The sequence below is a fragment of the Lysinibacillus sp. G4S2 genome (genome assembly GCF_030348505.1).
Taxonomy (GTDB): domain Bacteria; phylum Bacillota; class Bacilli; order Bacillales_A; family Planococcaceae; genus Lysinibacillus.
Genome location: NZ_JAUCFJ010000002.1, coordinates 3,637,930 through 3,652,919 on the forward strand (window position 1 = coordinate 3,637,930; position 14,990 = coordinate 3,652,919).

A 14,990-nucleotide genomic window follows, 5' to 3' on the forward strand; every position below is an offset into this window, starting at 1 on the left:
AGATAAAATATTTCCCCAGCACAATCGCAATTACTCTATACCGATTAATGAATTTATTAAGTTAAAACCATTTCGGTATAAAGATGAGTAATCCGATTATAGCACTGAATATCGCAAATACAAGCACTGCACCCGCTGCAAGATCTTTAGCTTGTTTAGCAAGTGGGTGTATTTTTGGCGAAGCTAAATCCACTACTCGCTCAATTGCAGTATTAACTATTTCAAGCGCAAACATTAGTGCTATTAATAGTAGCACAATATACCACTCCACACGTGATAAACCTGTAAAATAGCCAGCAATTAAAACAATTCCTGCACTTAGCAAGTGAGACTTAAAGTTTTGCTCTTTACAGGCTAAAACGATACCTTCAAAGGCATAACCAAAAGATCGGATATATTTGCGAACATTCATTTAATCTCGTCCTAAGCCAAAAGACTGTAAAATTTCATCCTGCTTACCGAACATAACTTTTTCATCTTCTGGTACCATATGATCATAGCCAAGTAGATGTAAAAAACCATGAACCGCTAAAAAGCCTAATTCTCGTTCAAAAGTATGCCCATATTCCTCTGCTTGTTCTTTTGTACGATCCGTCGAAATAATAATATCTCCTAAAACACGAGGCATCCCTTCAAATGTTACTTCCATTTCTCCTTCACCTAATTCCTCCAGAGCAAATGAGATAACATCTGTAGGTTGATCCTTGTCACGATATTCTCGGTTTATTTCTTGAATCGCTTCATTTGTAACAAACGTCACCGACACTTCTGTTTCTGGCTCAATATCTTCTATTTTTGCAGCATGCTGTAAAAGCTTTCCAACAAGCTCCATATGCTCCGCAGTTACTTCATTTGTTTCATCTGTAAAATCAATTGTTAAAATCATAGATCCTCCTTCTTATCTGCCTTTGGATATTCAATACGTGAGTGGAAAATTCCATTCAACGTTTCACAAAGTACTCGCTCTATACATTTTAACTCTTTTATCGAAATATCGCATTCATCAAACTGATTATCTTGTACTCGATCATCAATAATTGCGCGTACCAATTTTTTTATTTTTTCTGCATTCGGTTCTTTCATCGATCGAACCGCTGCCTCAACGCTGTCTGCAACACTAATAACTGCTGCTTCCTTCGTTTGTGGTTTTGGACCTGGATATCTGTAAGTTGTTTCTTCTATACATTTTCCTTCTTCCTTCGCTTTAAAGTAGAAGTATTTTAAAAGACTAGTCCCGTGATGTTGCAAGGCAATATCAATAATCTCCTGTGGCATCTTATAACGATTTAGCATTTCAGCCCCATCCGTTGTATGTGCAATTATAATTTCTGCACTTGTTTCCGGGGGCAATGAATCATGCGGATTAATACCAGACATCTGATTCTCGATGAAAAAGGCAGGACGCTTCGTTTTGCCAATATCATGATAATAGCATCCTACACGTGCTAGTAATCCATCTGCTCCAATTTCCTCACATGCCGCCTCTGCTAAGTTAGCCACCATTACACTATGATGATATGTTCCTGGGGATTCCATTAGTAATTTTTTCAACAATGGATGATTTGGGTTAGAAAGTTCAATTAATCGCAACGACGACAATAAACTAAATGCCGATTCAAAGAATGGTAAGAGCCCCATTGTGAGAGCACCTGAGAGTAGTGCCGATACCAATGCCGCGATAAAGTAAAACATCCACTCTGACAAACCATAAGTAGATTGTGTCATCAGTAAATAAAATGCGATAAACGACATATTCACTAACCCTATAACCCCTACTGCATGTAGAATATGCGAACGCTTTTCCACACTACGTAAAAAGAATAAGCTCGCAAAGCCTCCAAAAATAATATACAGTGTAATTTCCATCTGCATGACAGATGAATAACCCTCTTGGAAAATAACACCAGCCGATGCCGCTGTCATAACTGTAATAAGAACTGCAGCACGATCATCCACTAATAGCCTTACAAGCATTGTTGCCAGCGCTGTCGGGAAAAGGAATGCAACAGTAACATCAAAGCCACCTGAGACTAGGCTAATAAATTTCATTAGCAAGATGGATAAACTATAAACAATTACTGTCACCAATAAAGCCTTACGTTTCTTATTTTCATCCGCATCCGAACGTTCAAATAAAATAAACATGAACACCATTTGCAGTAGTATTAAAATAATAATACCTGCAATCGGTTTCATCGATGCTTTATTACTCACCATACCTAGAAGCTCTAATTGACGGAACGCCTCATTATCAATAATTTGTCCTTCCTGTACGATGACTTGACCTTGAAGAATTCGAGTAGGTTCAACCGATTCTTTTGCCTGGTCCTTTCGAATTTTCGTTTGTTCCTCATTAATCGTTTCATTTTCGATAATACTCATACGTCCAATTAAAACTACCGTATTAAATATTTTATCTGGATAGCCTCGTTGTCCGCGAATTTTTGTTTCAAAATCATTTTGAGCCACAAACAAATTTTCTGAGCGAATAGATTTTTGTAAATATTCCTGTACAAGTTTTGATAGTTGCGTACTTGTTCTTTTTAAATCTTCTTCACTTTGTATTAACAAACCTTCTAGCTGTGAATCAGTAAAAATAATTGGCATTTGATCTGAATCAATGGATTCAAATTTTTTTCGGAGTTGCTCGACTTGATCGCCAATCGGAACAGGTTCTTTCTTGCTAGCAACATCCTCTTTTACTTCAAGAACATAGTCAAATAAAGAAGTTACAATCGCTGCTCGCTGCTTAGCGACATCCTCGGAAAATTCATAAACTGGCTCAACAGCACTTGCTGCTTTTTCTCGCTCCTGTTGGGTTTTAAAAGTGTCTTCAATCGTTTTAGTAGATCGGACTGTTTCAGGCGCTAGTTGCAATGGTTTAAAATCATATGTAACACCTCTAACATTGCCATACATAAGAACAAATTGTAGGGCTCCTGTTAAGATGAGAACGACAATTAAAAAATAACGGAAACCAATAAGCTCTGTAAATTTTTGTAGTTGTTTCTCCATCTGGCACCTCCTCTATCTACCTACTATCATACCAATTCAAAAAACATTTTTCCCGAAAAATGTATAAGAAAGCAAAAAAACAGCTATACAAATTGTATAGCTGTCACATTTTTTCCATTTTAAAGACTTTCTCCCGAAGCGTGTAGTTGATTTCCGTTCCGACTGGGTGCTTTGTTGCTGACGCTTCGCTTTCGCTACAGAAAACATTTGCCGCTGACGCTTCGCTTTCGCTACAGAAAACATTTGTTGTTGCTGTCGCTACGCTTTCGCACAGAGCAAAGCTTCCTGGGGGGCGTCCGATGAGCCGATTCGCTTTCGGCGCAGACTTTCAAACCCCGTTGCACCTGCCGCTTCGCTTTCGGTGCAGACTTCTAAAAAACCGTTGCACCTGCCGCTTCGCTTTCGGTGCAGACTTCTAAAACCCGTTGCACCTGCCGCTTCGCTTTCGGTGCAGACTTCTAAAACCCGTTGCACCTGCCGCTTCGCTTTCGGTGCAGACTTCTAAAACCCGTTGCACCTGCCGCTTTGCTTTCGGTGCAGACTTTAATATGACTCCTAAGCGGTCATATTAAAGTTGCTGTTCTTCGTAGGCTTTGATGATTTTGGCTACGATTGGGTGGCGTACTACATCGCCTTGTTCTAAAATTTGGAAATGTATAGATTTTACATATTTTAGTGTGCGTTCTGCCACAATTAATCCAGATTCCGTATTTTTCGGTAGGTCGATTTGTGTTTTATCGCCTGTAATGACCATTTTTGAGCCAAAGCCTAGTCGCGTTAAAAACATCTTCATTTGCTGATGTGTCGTATTTTGAGCTTCATCTAAAATAACAAAGGCGTCATCTAATGTACGGCCGCGCATATACGCTAAAGGTGCAATTTCGATTGTGCCTCGTTCGATAAGTCGTTGAGTTTGTTCTGCCCCGTAAATATCGTTTAAAGCGTCATAAAGAGGGCGTAAATATGGATCTACCTTTTCCTTCAAATCTCCTGGAAGAAAGCCTAATGACTCTCCTGCCTCTACTGCAGGGCGTGTTAAAATAATACGCTTAACGTGCCCATTTTTTAGTGCTTGTGTTGCCATGACTACCGCTAAATACGTTTTCCCAGTACCAGCTGGACCGATACCAAAAACAACGTCTTTGTGACGGATTGCTTGTATGTATTCTCGTTGACCGATTGTTTTTGCACGGATAGGCTTTCCTTTCGTCGTGCGTGCTATTTCTTCATCATAAAGTTCTGCAAAATATTCGATTGTTCCTTTTTGTGTCATTTCAATAGCTGTTGCAACATCACGTTGATCAATATTAATTCCTTTGCGAATGACCTTCAAAAGAGCATGTAAAAGGTATGTCGCTTGTTCCTTCGCATCCTCTTCACCAGCAAGCTGAATTTGTTCACCACGTGTAATAATATGGACTTGTAAAGCCTCTTCGATTAATTTCATATTAGCATCTGAAATTCCGAGTAGCATGACCGCTTCGTTTGGATTATCCACTTGTAATACAGTTAAATGTTCTGACATAATCATTCTCCTTGTAGGCCTTGTATTGGACTGGCAATGTTTTCATTGACTAAAAATAGAACTTTCCCTTCAACTGTACCATTCCCCCACTTTACCTGTAAAAGGTTTTCTTTTTTTATAACCGTTTTAGTAGGTAATGAACGCAGCACCTTTTCATGAAGTAATGGAATGAGCATTGAATCTATTTTGGATTCATCAAGCTCTACTTGCATTTTTTTAGTATATTGTTCCTCAACAATCGATACATATGGATCGAGCCAATTAGGTAAATCTTTCTTTTGCACATAGTCAACTTTTTCTTTATGAATGCCTTTCACTAGTACACGCCATCGCTTCTGTTCTAGTGTTTCCATCGTTAGCTTTGTTGGAATTTTAAATGAACATTCAAGCCAATAATCAGCATAGACCTCTCCTTTAGCTCCAACAAAAACTTGATCTTCACCACTTTCAATTACCCCACTTACGAGAGTATCACCTTCGTATGCAGTATCGTTCACCGAAATTTTGCGTTCACCATTTTGAATATTAAAGTGAGTAATAACACCACTTTTTGTTGCCACTAAATGCGACGCTAGTTTTTCATTCGTTTGTTTAGTTTGTTTCGGGGACTCCTGAGATCGTAAAATTACACGTCCGCCATACTTTTCAATATGCACCCAGGAAAGATCTCGATGCTCTTCTAAAAGCTTCTGACGAATGACAGCATCTGAAGGTAAAGCTTTTTTAGACATGGGCGTTTCTAATTGAAATGTATCTTGAAAGGTCTTACCCAGACGTTGCTCCAACTCTGGTGAAGCCGCTTCAATGTCAACACGCCATATAACCTGTGCGCACAGTAATGGGATTAATATCATCATCGCAAGGCCAAGCAAGGTCCAAAGCTGTGCTCGAAAAACGTGAAGCTCATCAGCATAATAGACAGCCATTTTAAGTCGATAACGACTACGTACACGACGAATTTTTGGTAGATAATGCATAGTTGTTTCAAAGGCAACCTCTTGCTCACGAAAGACAACACGTTTTAATGGTACATGTTGTGCATGCAATGCTTGAATAAAAGGATGAACATTTTCGTGGCGCTTTATACGTATGATAATTGGCCGATTATTCCACATTATCGCTCACACCCATATCCTTTGTCATTTTCATATGAAGCTCCTGCAAATCCTCTACAGAAAGATGAAGCATTTCTTCTTTAAGAGCATTAATTTCCACTGATTTTCCACGCACAGTAATATGATAGTCGGCATAGATAAAAGAGCATGACGAAGCATCAGCATGTAGGAAACGATATGGGCCAATGATTTTTAATGTTTCATATTGTAATAATTCAAGTAGTGGCGTTAATTGAAATAGTTTTCTCATAAAAAATGCCTCCTTCTTCGGCAATATATGCATCGAAAAAGGAGGACATGCTGATTATTTTCTTTTTGCTTTAGGAGGGCCTAAAACCTCTGCCATTACTATAGCCTGCATTAATGATTTTTTAGACTTTGGTAATTGAAAGGCCGAATGTGATCCAGTTACTTCCACATCTTTTTTCCCTGCCGCCAAACGACCAATACTTTCTCTTTTCGTGGTACGACTAACTGTCTCAGTTGGGATTAACGGTTGTGCTGTATAACTTGGTACTTGCTCTTTTACTCTTTTTTCGACATTTTTCCTAAGCTCTTCTACTTTAGGCTGCCCATTCTTCCATTCCCCTAAAAATTCACGCGTAAAATCCTCAAAGCTTTGCGAATTAGCAGTAGGACGTTGTTGTTGAACCTCCTTAACTGGAGGCTCAACATGTGAATCTTTATTAAAAGGTGGCATTTGCTTTTGTTCTTTTTTATTTTTTGATTTCCCGAAAATAGAGCTGACTATGGCAATTATCGCAACTATAATTAATTGTTCCATTTATTAGTACCGCTCCTTTCCGTTTTTTTATGCGTTAGGTTCATTTGTTTCAGACTTATCTGAGCTTACTTTTGAAATGGAGTCTCGCATAGCTGTATCCGCTTGAATGTTTCGGTAGTTCATGTAATCCATAATACCAAGATTACCTGAGCGTAGAGCTTCTGCCATTGCCTGTGGTACTTCAGCTTCTGCTTCTACTACTTTCGCCTTCATCTCTTGTACACGCGCAATCATTTCTTGCTCGTTCGCTACGGCCATTGCACGACGTTCCTCGGCCTTCGCTTGGGCAATGTTTTTATCTGCCTGTGCTTGTTCAATTTGTAATTCTGCACCGATGTTTTTGCCGATATCAACGTCTGCAATATCGATCGATAAGATTTCAAACGCTGTACCAGAATCTAAGCCTTTTGCTAATACAGTTTGAGAAATCATATCAGGATTTTCAAGAACTGTCGTATGACTAGAGGCACTACCAATTGTAGAAACGATCCCTTCACCTACACGGGCAATAACCGTTTCTTCACCCGCACCACCGACTAAACGTTCAATGTTTGCGCGAACTGTAATACGTGCCTTCGCTTTTACTTCAATACCGTTCATAGCAACACCTGCAATAAATGGTGTTTCAATGACTTTCGGGTTAACAGACATTTGTACAGCTTCTAATACATCACGACCCGCTAAATCAATTGCCGCACAACGCTCAAATGTTAACTCGATATTTGCACGGTGAGCCGCGATTAACGCATTTACTACACGGTCAACATTACCACCTGCTAAATAGTGACTTTCAAGTTGATTGATCGTAACAGGTAACCCAGCTTTATGTGCTTTAATTAACGGATTCACGATTCGCGATGGAATTACTCGACGTAAACGCATCCCGATTAATGTGAAAATACTAACACGGACACCTGCAGCAAGCGCAGAAATCCACAGCGCCACTGGTACAAAGGTAAAGAATACCGCTAGAACAATGAATAATAAGACTAGCCCAACAATTGGACCTATTAAAGCTAAATCAAACCCCATTTGCTATTCCTCCATCTCTATTTCTGTTTGTCTCACAACAATTCGTGAGCCCTCTACTTTAATAATTTCTACATGTTTCTCTGCATCAACATAGCCACCTTCTGATACTACGTCAATGCGTTCACTGCCAAATAGCATCGTACCTGCCGGACGGAGTGGCGTAAGCGTTTTACCCACTTTTCCAAGCAACTCTGTGCGATTTACGTTAGAGACATAGCCTTCTTCCGTCGTTGTCGCATCCAGCAAGATCAGTTTGTTTAAAACATGCAATTTTTTACCGAAAAATTTCATCAGGATCACCATTCCTATTATCGCTACAATTAGCGCAATGAAAATCGCTATAATCATTTGCATCATGTTTGCACCTGCCAGTATTAGACTTAGTAATATTAGCAAACCACCTAAAATACCAACGATACCTCCGGGGACAAAAAATTCCGCCATGACGAGCGCTAAGCCTACTATGAATAAAAGTAATGTTTCATACCCCGCAAAGCCCGCCACCATATGACCGAAGAAAAATAATCCCAAAGCTGACAATCCCACTATACCCGGAACACCAAACCTAGGAGAAAATAGCTCCATTACAAGGCCTAAGCTCGCAATCGACAATAAAATCGGAACTATAATCGGATTCGTAATAAAACGAGCAATTTTTTCAGAAAAAGTAGGCTCAATTGAAACGATATCACTATCCATTAAATGCGTTTTTTCTAAAAGGTCCTGGAAATTTGAAACCGTTCCCTCAGAATAACCAACTTGTTTTGCCTCCGAAGCAGATAAAGTTAATAAATTCCCTACTCCTGCTCGAAATTTTGATAAATCCACAGATGCTGCTTTCCCTGCAGAATCGGTTATTGCAGCCGCCCCAATTGTTCCATTTGGCACCATATAGATTTCATCCGCATGTAAGGCTAAAAAAGCACCTGCAGAATGCGCGTCTTTGTTAATATACGCAATCGTACGTATATCCGTTGCATCCATAAGCCTAGCAATATCACCCGCTGCATTCACGAAACCGCCAGGCGTATGAATGTCTAAAATAATCGCCTCTGCATCGTTTTCCTCCGCCTCTTTAAAAGTTCGTTCTAAAAATGCGTGCAGTCCTCGTTCTACTTCATCATGAATAGGTATGTGGTAGACCTTGCTACTTGCAAAAGCAGTTGTTAATGGAAACGCTAACAAAAATGTCATCCAAATAACTAATAAATAGCTGAGGATTCTCCGCCTCCGCATCTTTTTCCCTCCCTTCTAACATGCTTCTCTCTTGTATATACGACTGACTTTGCAAAAAGTTTCAAAAATCCTAATAATTTTATTATACCGTGAATTTTTAATCTGTGGGTCTTTTAATAACCTTATATTAACATAAAAGCCGAATGAATCTTAATGATCACATTCGGCTTCTTCAATATGTACGTAAATTGAGCACAAAGTAAAATACCCGAAATTAATCGCAATGCGATTAACTTCAGGTATATTTTTGTCTGCTCAGTGAATCATACAATTGCGTGTTATGAACGTAGGGATTTTTAATGGGAAATTAAATTACCACTTACGTTTACGTGCAGCTTCTGATTTCTTTTTACGTTTAACGCTAGGTTTTTCGTAGAACTCGCGCTTTCTAACTTCTTGAATTGTACCACTTTTTGATACAGTACGTTTGAAGCGGCGAAGAGCATCTTCAAGCGATTCGTTTTTGCGAACGACAGTTTTTGACATCTCTCTTTCCCTCCCTCCGAACACACGTCAATACACAAATAGGCAAATAACCATCTGTTGTGTACTAAAGAATTATATCGTATTGTCTAATAATGGTCAATAGAAAGTGCACGAAATAATATCGAGAATTTTTGGTTTTTTTTCTTTAGGAATTTTCGACTTACATTTTGACCACAATAAACATAAATATTGTTACCTAAAAATTAAGGGTTTACAAAAAATAGAAAAAGGGCGTAGAATTATCACATTCAATTATATATCAGCCAAATCTCAATAATTTTCGAGAACGGAGGACCCAGTATTTTGGGGTTAATTCTGCATTTGCAGAAGGAATGAGAAACTCTTTCGCCATTCTACCCGTCAGCTAACTTCGTCGGCTAAAAGCGAAGGAGGTCATGTTTAGACCACCATTAACTAGTATGTGTTTTATGCCTAAATCATCTGGAAGCATACTAAAAATAGTTGGTCTTTTTATTATGTTTTTTTAAAATCTTTATCCAAACATTGAGGAGAATAAGATGAAAACAATTAAAAAGAAATTAAATCCTCCTAAAATACTTGTGCTGGGTTTTGCAACTATTATCCTAATTGGAACATTTTTGTTAACTCTTCCTATTGCAACGGAGAATGGTCAGGGACTTTCATTTTTAGACGCCTTATTTACCGCTACTTCTGCAACGTGCGTAACAGGACTGGTTGTTGTAGATACTGGCGATACATTTTCTACATTTGGAGAATTAGTTATTTTATTTCTTATCCAAATTGGTGGATTAGGTTTTATGACGTTTGCAACATTAGTATTTTTACTATTAGGAAAAAAAATTTCCTTAAAAGAAAGACTTTTATTAAAAGAAGCCTTCAACAATATTACAATGGCTGGTCTTGTTAGACTGGTTAGAAGAATACTACTATTTACTGCAGTAATTGAATTTATAGGTGGTTTAATTTTATCTATCCGTTTTTCGTTCGATATGCCTGTAGGTAAAGCTATATATTTTGGCTTCTTTCATTCCATCTCGAATTTTAATAACGCTGGATTTGATTTAATGGGAGGCTTTAATGGGTTGACCGAATATGTAGACGACCCATTTATCGTTTTAACTATTTGCGCTCTTATTACAATCGGTGGCTTAGGGTTTATCGTCATAAATGAACTCTATGAATATCGGGAAACAAAACGCCTTTCTGTGCATTCAAAAATCGTATTAACTACAACGCTTATTTTAACAGTTGGATCGACGATTTTAATTTTCTTATTTGAATATGGAAATAGTAAAACCCTTGGACCTTTGTCTGAATGGGGCAAAGTTCTTGGTTCATTATACCAAGCTGTTACTCCAAGGACTGCAGGCTCTAATACCCTTCCTATAGCAGACTTAACACAATCTACATTATTTTTAATCATCCTGCTGATGTTCATTGGAGCAGGTTCTGGTTCCACTGCTGGGGGAATAAAAATAACAACCTTCGCACTTTTGGTTGCTACGATGTGGTCACAAATTAGAGGAAAAGAAGATGTTGTCCTCTTTAGACGTAGAATAGTTAACGAAACAATTTTAAAAGCTTTAACAGTGACAATGTGTGGAATGATGATTGTTATACTCGTCACGTTTGTCTTAAGTATTACCGAGCAAGGACATAACTTTATGATGTATTTATTTGAGGCCACCTCTGCTTTTGGTACAGTTGGACTATCGATGGGATTAACTCCAGAGCTATCACCTGGTGGTCGTCTAGTCATCATACTTACAATGTTTGCAGGTAGATTAGGTCCATTAACAATTGCTTTTGCCATAGCAAAACGACGGAAATCTGAAGCATTCCGTCATCCTAAAGGTAATATTATGATTGGGTAATCACGATAAAGGAGAGTAGAGTGCAATGACTATCAAACAATATGCTGTAATTGGCCTAGGTAGATTTGGAACAAGTATAGCTCGCAAATTACATGAGGCTGGGCAGGAAGTGTTAGGAATCGACATTAATGAGGAAAGAGTCGAAGATGCCGAACTATATGTTACACATGCAGTAGTCGCTGATTCGACAGAAGAAAAAGCTCTTACCGCTTTAGGAATAGGCAATTTCGATTATGTCATCGTGGCAATAGGCAATGATATGCAGTCGAGCATTTTAACCGTATCATTATTAAAAGAACTCGGAATCAAAAAAGTGATTGCAAAGGCTCTTGGAAAAAGACACGGGCAAGTTTTAGATAAAGTAGGAGCAGACTGGATTATCTATCCTGAACGAGATATGGGAGAGCGAGTTGCCAATCAGCTTCTCTCACCCAATATGCTAAACTATATTGAATTATCAAAAGAATACAGTATAGAAGAAATTATGATTCCTTCAAAGATGGCTGGACAAAATCTTCGAGATTTAGATCTTCGTGCGAAGTATAATGTAAGTGTCATTGCGATTGTTCGAGAAGGGGACATTATCATTTCTCCCTCCCCTGAGCAGATTATTGAAAAGGAAGATTTATTAGTAATGATTGGTCATCGGAAGGATCTTGCTTTATTTGCCAATATTGAATAATAATCAAATAGGCTGTGTCAAAAGGAGTTTTCTTTTGAACCAGCCTATTCACCTCTTTTAAAAGACCTTCTTGCTATCCCTATCATCTTTTAAAATCTCTACAGCCTCTCTGAAACGTAGAGAATGGACGATTTCTCGTTCACGTAAAAATTTCAAGCTATCATTCAAATCAGTGTCATCTGATAAATCAATAATCCACTGATATGTCGCACGTGCTTTTTCTTCTGCTGCAATATCCTCATACAGATCAGCAATCGGATCCCCTTTAGCCTGAATATATGTTGCCGTAAACGGTGATCCAGCCGCATTCTGATAAAATAATGCCCTGTCATGATTGGCATAGTGCTCTCCAAGACCAGCTTCTTTTAACATCTCTGGAGTTGCATCCTTCGTGAGTTTATAAACCATCGTGGCAATCATTTCTAAGTGGGAAAATTCCTCTGTCGCTATATCAGTTAACAATCCCACCACTTTATCAGGGATCGTATAGCGTTGATTCATATAGCGAAGTGCTGCGGCTAATTCTCCATCTGCCCCTCCATACTGCTCAATTAAATACTTAGCTAGCGTAGGGTTACATGTACTCACCCTGACAGGATACTGGAGCTTCTTTTCGTAATACCACAAAAAAATTCCTCCTAGTTACTTATAATCAATGATGCCTCCGCATAATTGTGTCCGGAATCGGCTTTGTGCTTGCACAAAGAACTCCTTCCCGTTTCCGTGACATCCGCCGAGGTTTCACTTACGTTACTAAAAACATCTATAGCTTTCGATACAAAACATTTGTAGCTGACGTTACACTTTCGCTACCAAAACATTTGTAGCTGACGTTACACTTTCGCTACCAAAACATTTGTAGCTGACGTTGCACTTTCGCTACCAAAACAATTGTAGCTGACGTTGCACTTTCGCTACCAAAACATTTGTAGCTGACGTTGCACTTTCGCTACCAAAACATTTGTAGCTGACGTTGCACTTTCGCTACCAAAACATTTGTAGCTGACGTTGCACTTTCGCTACCAAAACATTTGTAGCTGACGTTGCACTTTCGCTACCAAAACATTTGTAGCTGACGTTGCACTTTCGCTACCAAAACAATTGCTGAAAGAAGTTAGACTTGCCATGGCCAAGGTGTATCAATCCAATTAAAAGGATAATTTGAATAACTTCTCCCAAAATTCATAAGTGGACCAAATTTTTGCTCAAAATCAACCTTAAGTTGCATACTTTTCTCAGTATTTTCATTAAATTGCTGAATGGCAGCATAATCGTGAGGGTGAGTATCTAAGTAAAGATTTAATTCTACTATTACAAAATCTATTGCTTGTATTTCTTCCAATAACGTATAAAATTCAGGCGGCATCTCCTTACTCATGCTTCATCCCTCCTTTTTGGGGATTTGGATAGGGGCTAAATAATTGGGGCCAAAGCGTTCCAGATTTAAGTGCTTCTCTTGGGGTTGGATATTGTGGTAATCCAGGCGGTTGAAAATTTATATACAATTGTGGTGGTGTAGAAAAACTTTTAACCCTGATAGGCGGACATGGATCGAATGGGCTAATATAAGGCTTCCAATACTTATATTGCGTAAACATAGCATCCTCCCTTCTACAATAAATTACATCAGTGGAGTATATGAGATAGATTAAATTTTTATTCAGTTTCGTGTGAGGCTTATGGTACGTTCATCTAACAGATTGTTCAATTAGAGAAAATGTCTGTTGAACTTGTTTTCGAACGAACTCGAAAACTTCCGTCACGTATAGTGTAGTTACTGGAGATACAGGCCGGCTATAATTGCCGATTTTTTAGTTTTAGTGGTGGAACTTGTCCCGTTAGCGGCGTTGTTTTCACTTTTAGCGGCGGAACTCGATCCTTTACCGGCGTTGTTTTCGATTTTAGCGGCGGAACTTGTACCTTTACCAGCGTTGTTTTCACTTTTACCGGCGGAACTCGTCACTTTACCGGCGTTGTTTTCGATTTTAGCGGCGGAACTTGTCCCGTTAGCGGCGTTGTTTTCACTTTTAGCGGCGGAACTCGTACCTTTACCGGCGTTGTTTTCACTTTTACCGGCGGAACTCATCACTTTACTGGCGTTGTTTTCACTTTTACCGGCGGAACTTGTACCTTTACCGGCGTTGTTTTCACTTTTACCGGCGGAACTCATCACTTTACCGGCGTTGTTTTCACTTTTACCGGCGGAATTCGTCACTTTACCGGCGTTATTTTCACTTTTAGCGGCGAAACTCGTCACTTTACCGGCGTTGTTTTCACTTTTACCGGCGGAACTCGTACCTTTACCGGCGATTCGTAATTTCATTAGATTTGCCTTTAACTGTAATGTTGAAATATTCCACCCCTCATTCTTAAGAGTGAAAATTATAGTAGAACACTCAAGGCGCATGAAAAAAATCAAATTCTAAATGAAAAACGGGGCTAGTTCATAACGAACAGCCCCGTAACACTTACAATATAAGGATTTTTAAATAACATTAATAATTAGAATCTGCAATTAATCCATTCATAATAGCTACACCAGAGCTTGCTCCAATACGAGTTGCTCCAGCTTCAATCATCTTTTTCATATCCTCTAAGCTTCGCACACCACCAGAAGCTTTTACACCTAAATCAGGTCCAACTGTTTTACGCATTAAAGCAATATCTTCTGCTGTTGCGCCACCTGTAGAGAAGCCAGTTGATGTTTTCACATAATCAGTACCTGCTGCCACTGCTAGTTCACATGCTTTTACTTTTTCTTCATCTGTTAATAAGCATGTTTCAATAATAACTTTTACAAGCGCGCTATCTTTTGCCGCTTCAACAACTGCAGCAATATCCGCTTGTACAAGGTCATAGTTTTTATCTTTTAATGCGCCGATATTAATAACCATATCTACCTCTTTAGCACCGTTAGCAATTGCATCTTTTGCCTCAAATGCCTTAACTGTTGGAGTATTAGCACCAAGAGGGAAGCCAATTACAGTACAAACTAAAACATCTGAGCCTTGTAAAAGCTCGCTGCTATATTTTACCCAAGTCGGATTTACACAAACAGAAGCAAAGCTAAATTGTTTTGCCTCTGCACAAAGTTTTTCAATTTGCTCTTTTGTTGCTTCAGCCTTTAATAAAGTATGATCAATCATACGCGCGAAATTTTGTTCCATCAATTAGACTCTCCTTCTATCAACAAGTTGTACGTACCTCTCTGGAATCATAACATTTTTTAACGTTTCCGTCTAATTTTGAATGAAATTAG

The 14,990-nt window shown here is 38.8% G+C and carries 18 protein-coding genes and 1 riboswitch; of the genes, 2 read left to right on the top strand and 16 right to left on the bottom strand.

Annotated features, from left to right (window positions below; genetic code table 11):
• Positions 1 to 61: 61 nt before the first annotated feature.
• From QUF91_RS18640 to rpsU, 11 genes are all read right to left on the bottom strand, one after another.
• Complete coding sequence (locus tag QUF91_RS18640) at positions 62 to 412, bottom strand: diacylglycerol kinase family protein (protein WP_285400191.1); 351 nt, start codon at positions 410 to 412, stop codon at positions 62 to 64.
• Positions 413 to 886, bottom strand: a complete 474-nt coding sequence (gene ybeY / locus QUF91_RS18645) for an rRNA maturation RNase YbeY (RefSeq protein WP_289419008.1) — start codon at positions 884 to 886, stop codon at positions 413 to 415. It lies immediately after the preceding gene.
• Entirely contained in the window at positions 883 to 3,015 is a 2,133-nt protein-coding gene (locus QUF91_RS18650) for an HD family phosphohydrolase (protein WP_285400193.1), read from the bottom strand. Before QUF91_RS18650 ends, ybeY begins: the two co-directional genes overlap by 4 nt.
• A gap of 36 nt (positions 3,016 to 3,051) precedes the next feature.
• On the bottom strand, positions 3,052 to 3,258 hold the full coding sequence (locus tag QUF91_RS18655) for a hypothetical protein (protein WP_285400194.1): 207 nt from the start codon (positions 3,256 to 3,258) through the stop codon (positions 3,052 to 3,054).
• A gap of 325 nt (positions 3,259 to 3,583) precedes the next feature.
• Entirely contained in the window at positions 3,584 to 4,540 is a 957-nt protein-coding gene (locus QUF91_RS18660; RefSeq protein WP_289419009.1) for a PhoH family protein, read from the bottom strand.
• A gap of 2 nt (positions 4,541 to 4,542) precedes the next feature.
• Positions 4,543 to 5,655: a sporulation protein YqfD gene (locus QUF91_RS18665; RefSeq protein ID WP_289419010.1), complete on the bottom strand. Its 1,113-nt coding sequence runs from the start codon at positions 5,653 to 5,655 to the stop codon at positions 4,543 to 4,545.
• The gene (locus tag QUF91_RS18670; RefSeq protein WP_285400199.1) at positions 5,645 to 5,905 is read right to left on the bottom strand and encodes a hypothetical protein; all 261 of its coding nucleotides are present in this window, start codon (positions 5,903 to 5,905) and stop codon (positions 5,645 to 5,647) included. The genes QUF91_RS18665 and QUF91_RS18670 overlap by 11 nt, the downstream gene beginning before the upstream one ends.
• A 54-nt stretch (positions 5,906 to 5,959) precedes the next feature.
• Complete coding sequence (locus QUF91_RS18675) at positions 5,960 to 6,439, bottom strand: hypothetical protein (protein ID WP_289419011.1); 480 nt, start codon at positions 6,437 to 6,439, stop codon at positions 5,960 to 5,962.
• A 27-nt stretch (positions 6,440 to 6,466) separates the two neighbouring features.
• A complete protein-coding gene (floA, locus tag QUF91_RS18680; protein WP_285400203.1) occupies positions 6,467 to 7,471 on the bottom strand; it encodes a flotillin-like protein FloA in 1,005 nt (334 codons plus the stop codon).
• A 3-nt stretch (positions 7,472 to 7,474) separates the two neighbouring features.
• Positions 7,475 to 8,707, bottom strand: a complete 1,233-nt coding sequence (locus QUF91_RS18685; RefSeq protein ID WP_289419012.1) for an NfeD family protein — start codon at positions 8,705 to 8,707, stop codon at positions 7,475 to 7,477.
• Positions 8,708 to 9,019: 312 nt separating this feature from the next.
• Positions 9,020 to 9,193 carry a 30S ribosomal protein S21 gene (rpsU, locus tag QUF91_RS18690; protein WP_004227078.1) on the bottom strand — a complete coding sequence of 58 codons (174 nt, stop codon included), beginning with the start codon at positions 9,191 to 9,193 and terminating at the stop codon, positions 9,020 to 9,022.
• Positions 9,194 to 9,444: 251 nt separating this feature from the next.
• Positions 9,445 to 9,587, top strand: a riboswitch (cyclic di-AMP (ydaO/yuaA leader).
• A gap of 124 nt (positions 9,588 to 9,711) precedes the next feature.
• Between rpsU and QUF91_RS18695 the strand changes: the two genes are divergently transcribed.
• The gene (locus QUF91_RS18695; RefSeq protein WP_285400211.1) at positions 9,712 to 11,049 is read left to right on the top strand and encodes a TrkH family potassium uptake protein; all 1,338 of its coding nucleotides are present in this window, start codon (positions 9,712 to 9,714) and stop codon (positions 11,047 to 11,049) included.
• 25 nt (positions 11,050 to 11,074) lie between these two features.
• The gene (locus tag QUF91_RS18700; RefSeq protein ID WP_285400212.1) at positions 11,075 to 11,731 is read left to right on the top strand and encodes a potassium channel family protein; all 657 of its coding nucleotides are present in this window, start codon (positions 11,075 to 11,077) and stop codon (positions 11,729 to 11,731) included.
• A 57-nt stretch (positions 11,732 to 11,788) separates the two neighbouring features.
• Here the strand turns inward: QUF91_RS18700 and QUF91_RS18705 are convergent, their stop codons facing one another.
• From QUF91_RS18705 to deoC, 5 genes are all read right to left on the bottom strand, one after another.
• Positions 11,789 to 12,358, bottom strand: coding sequence for a manganese catalase family protein (locus QUF91_RS18705; RefSeq protein WP_285400213.1), 570 nt, complete (start codon positions 12,356 to 12,358; stop codon positions 11,789 to 11,791).
• A 487-nt stretch (positions 12,359 to 12,845) separates the two neighbouring features.
• The gene (locus QUF91_RS18710; RefSeq protein WP_285400214.1) at positions 12,846 to 13,109 is read right to left on the bottom strand and encodes a spore coat protein CotJB; all 264 of its coding nucleotides are present in this window, start codon (positions 13,107 to 13,109) and stop codon (positions 12,846 to 12,848) included.
• Complete coding sequence (locus QUF91_RS18715; RefSeq protein ID WP_289419013.1) at positions 13,102 to 13,329, bottom strand: spore coat associated protein CotJA; 228 nt, start codon at positions 13,327 to 13,329, stop codon at positions 13,102 to 13,104. Before QUF91_RS18715 ends, QUF91_RS18710 begins: the two co-directional genes overlap by 8 nt.
• A 176-nt stretch (positions 13,330 to 13,505) precedes the next feature.
• The gene (locus QUF91_RS18720; protein WP_289419014.1) at positions 13,506 to 14,054 is read right to left on the bottom strand and encodes a hypothetical protein; all 549 of its coding nucleotides are present in this window, start codon (positions 14,052 to 14,054) and stop codon (positions 13,506 to 13,508) included.
• A 172-nt stretch (positions 14,055 to 14,226) separates the two neighbouring features.
• The gene (gene deoC, locus QUF91_RS18725) at positions 14,227 to 14,898 is read right to left on the bottom strand and encodes a deoxyribose-phosphate aldolase (RefSeq protein WP_285400221.1); all 672 of its coding nucleotides are present in this window, start codon (positions 14,896 to 14,898) and stop codon (positions 14,227 to 14,229) included.
• Between the last annotated feature and the right edge of the window lie 92 nt (positions 14,899 to 14,990).

Coding starts and splice junctions, on each gene's coding strand:
- QUF91_RS18640 (WP_285400191.1), bottom strand. CDS start 412: ATGAATGTTCGCAAATATATCCGATCTTTTGGTTATGCCTTTGAAGGT.
- ybeY (WP_289419008.1), bottom strand. CDS start 886: ATGATTTTAACAATTGATTTTACAGATGAAACAAATGAAGTAACTGCG.
- QUF91_RS18650 (WP_285400193.1), bottom strand. CDS start 3,015: ATGGAGAAACAACTACAAAAATTTACAGAGCTTATTGGTTTCCGTTAT.
- QUF91_RS18655 (WP_285400194.1), bottom strand. CDS start 3,258: ATGTTTTCTGTAGCGAAAGCGAAGCGTCAGCGGCAAATGTTTTCTGTA.
- QUF91_RS18660 (WP_289419009.1), bottom strand. CDS start 4,540: ATGTCAGAACATTTAACTGTATTACAAGTGGATAATCCAAACGAAGCG.
- QUF91_RS18665 (WP_289419010.1), bottom strand. CDS start 5,655: ATGTGGAATAATCGGCCAATTATCATACGTATAAAGCGCCACGAAAAT.
- QUF91_RS18670 (WP_285400199.1), bottom strand. CDS start 5,905: ATGAGAAAACTATTTCAATTAACGCCACTACTTGAATTATTACAATAT.
- QUF91_RS18675 (WP_289419011.1), bottom strand. CDS start 6,439: ATGGAACAATTAATTATAGTTGCGATAATTGCCATAGTCAGCTCTATT.
- floA (WP_285400203.1), bottom strand. CDS start 7,471: ATGGGGTTTGATTTAGCTTTAATAGGTCCAATTGTTGGGCTAGTCTTA.
- QUF91_RS18685 (WP_289419012.1), bottom strand. CDS start 8,707: ATGCGGAGGCGGAGAATCCTCAGCTATTTATTAGTTATTTGGATGACA.
- rpsU (WP_004227078.1), bottom strand. CDS start 9,193: ATGTCAAAAACTGTCGTTCGCAAAAACGAATCGCTTGAAGATGCTCTT.
- QUF91_RS18695 (WP_285400211.1), top strand. CDS start 9,712: ATGAAAACAATTAAAAAGAAATTAAATCCTCCTAAAATACTTGTGCTG.
- QUF91_RS18700 (WP_285400212.1), top strand. CDS start 11,075: ATGACTATCAAACAATATGCTGTAATTGGCCTAGGTAGATTTGGAACA.
- QUF91_RS18710 (WP_285400214.1), bottom strand. CDS start 13,109: ATGAGTAAGGAGATGCCGCCTGAATTTTATACGTTATTGGAAGAAATA.
- QUF91_RS18715 (WP_289419013.1), bottom strand. CDS start 13,329: ATGTTTACGCAATATAAGTATTGGAAGCCTTATATTAGCCCATTCGAT.
- QUF91_RS18720 (WP_289419014.1), bottom strand. CDS start 14,054: ATGAAATTACGAATCGCCGGTAAAGGTACGAGTTCCGCCGGTAAAAGT.
- deoC (WP_285400221.1), bottom strand. CDS start 14,898: ATGGAACAAAATTTCGCGCGTATGATTGATCATACTTTATTAAAGGCT.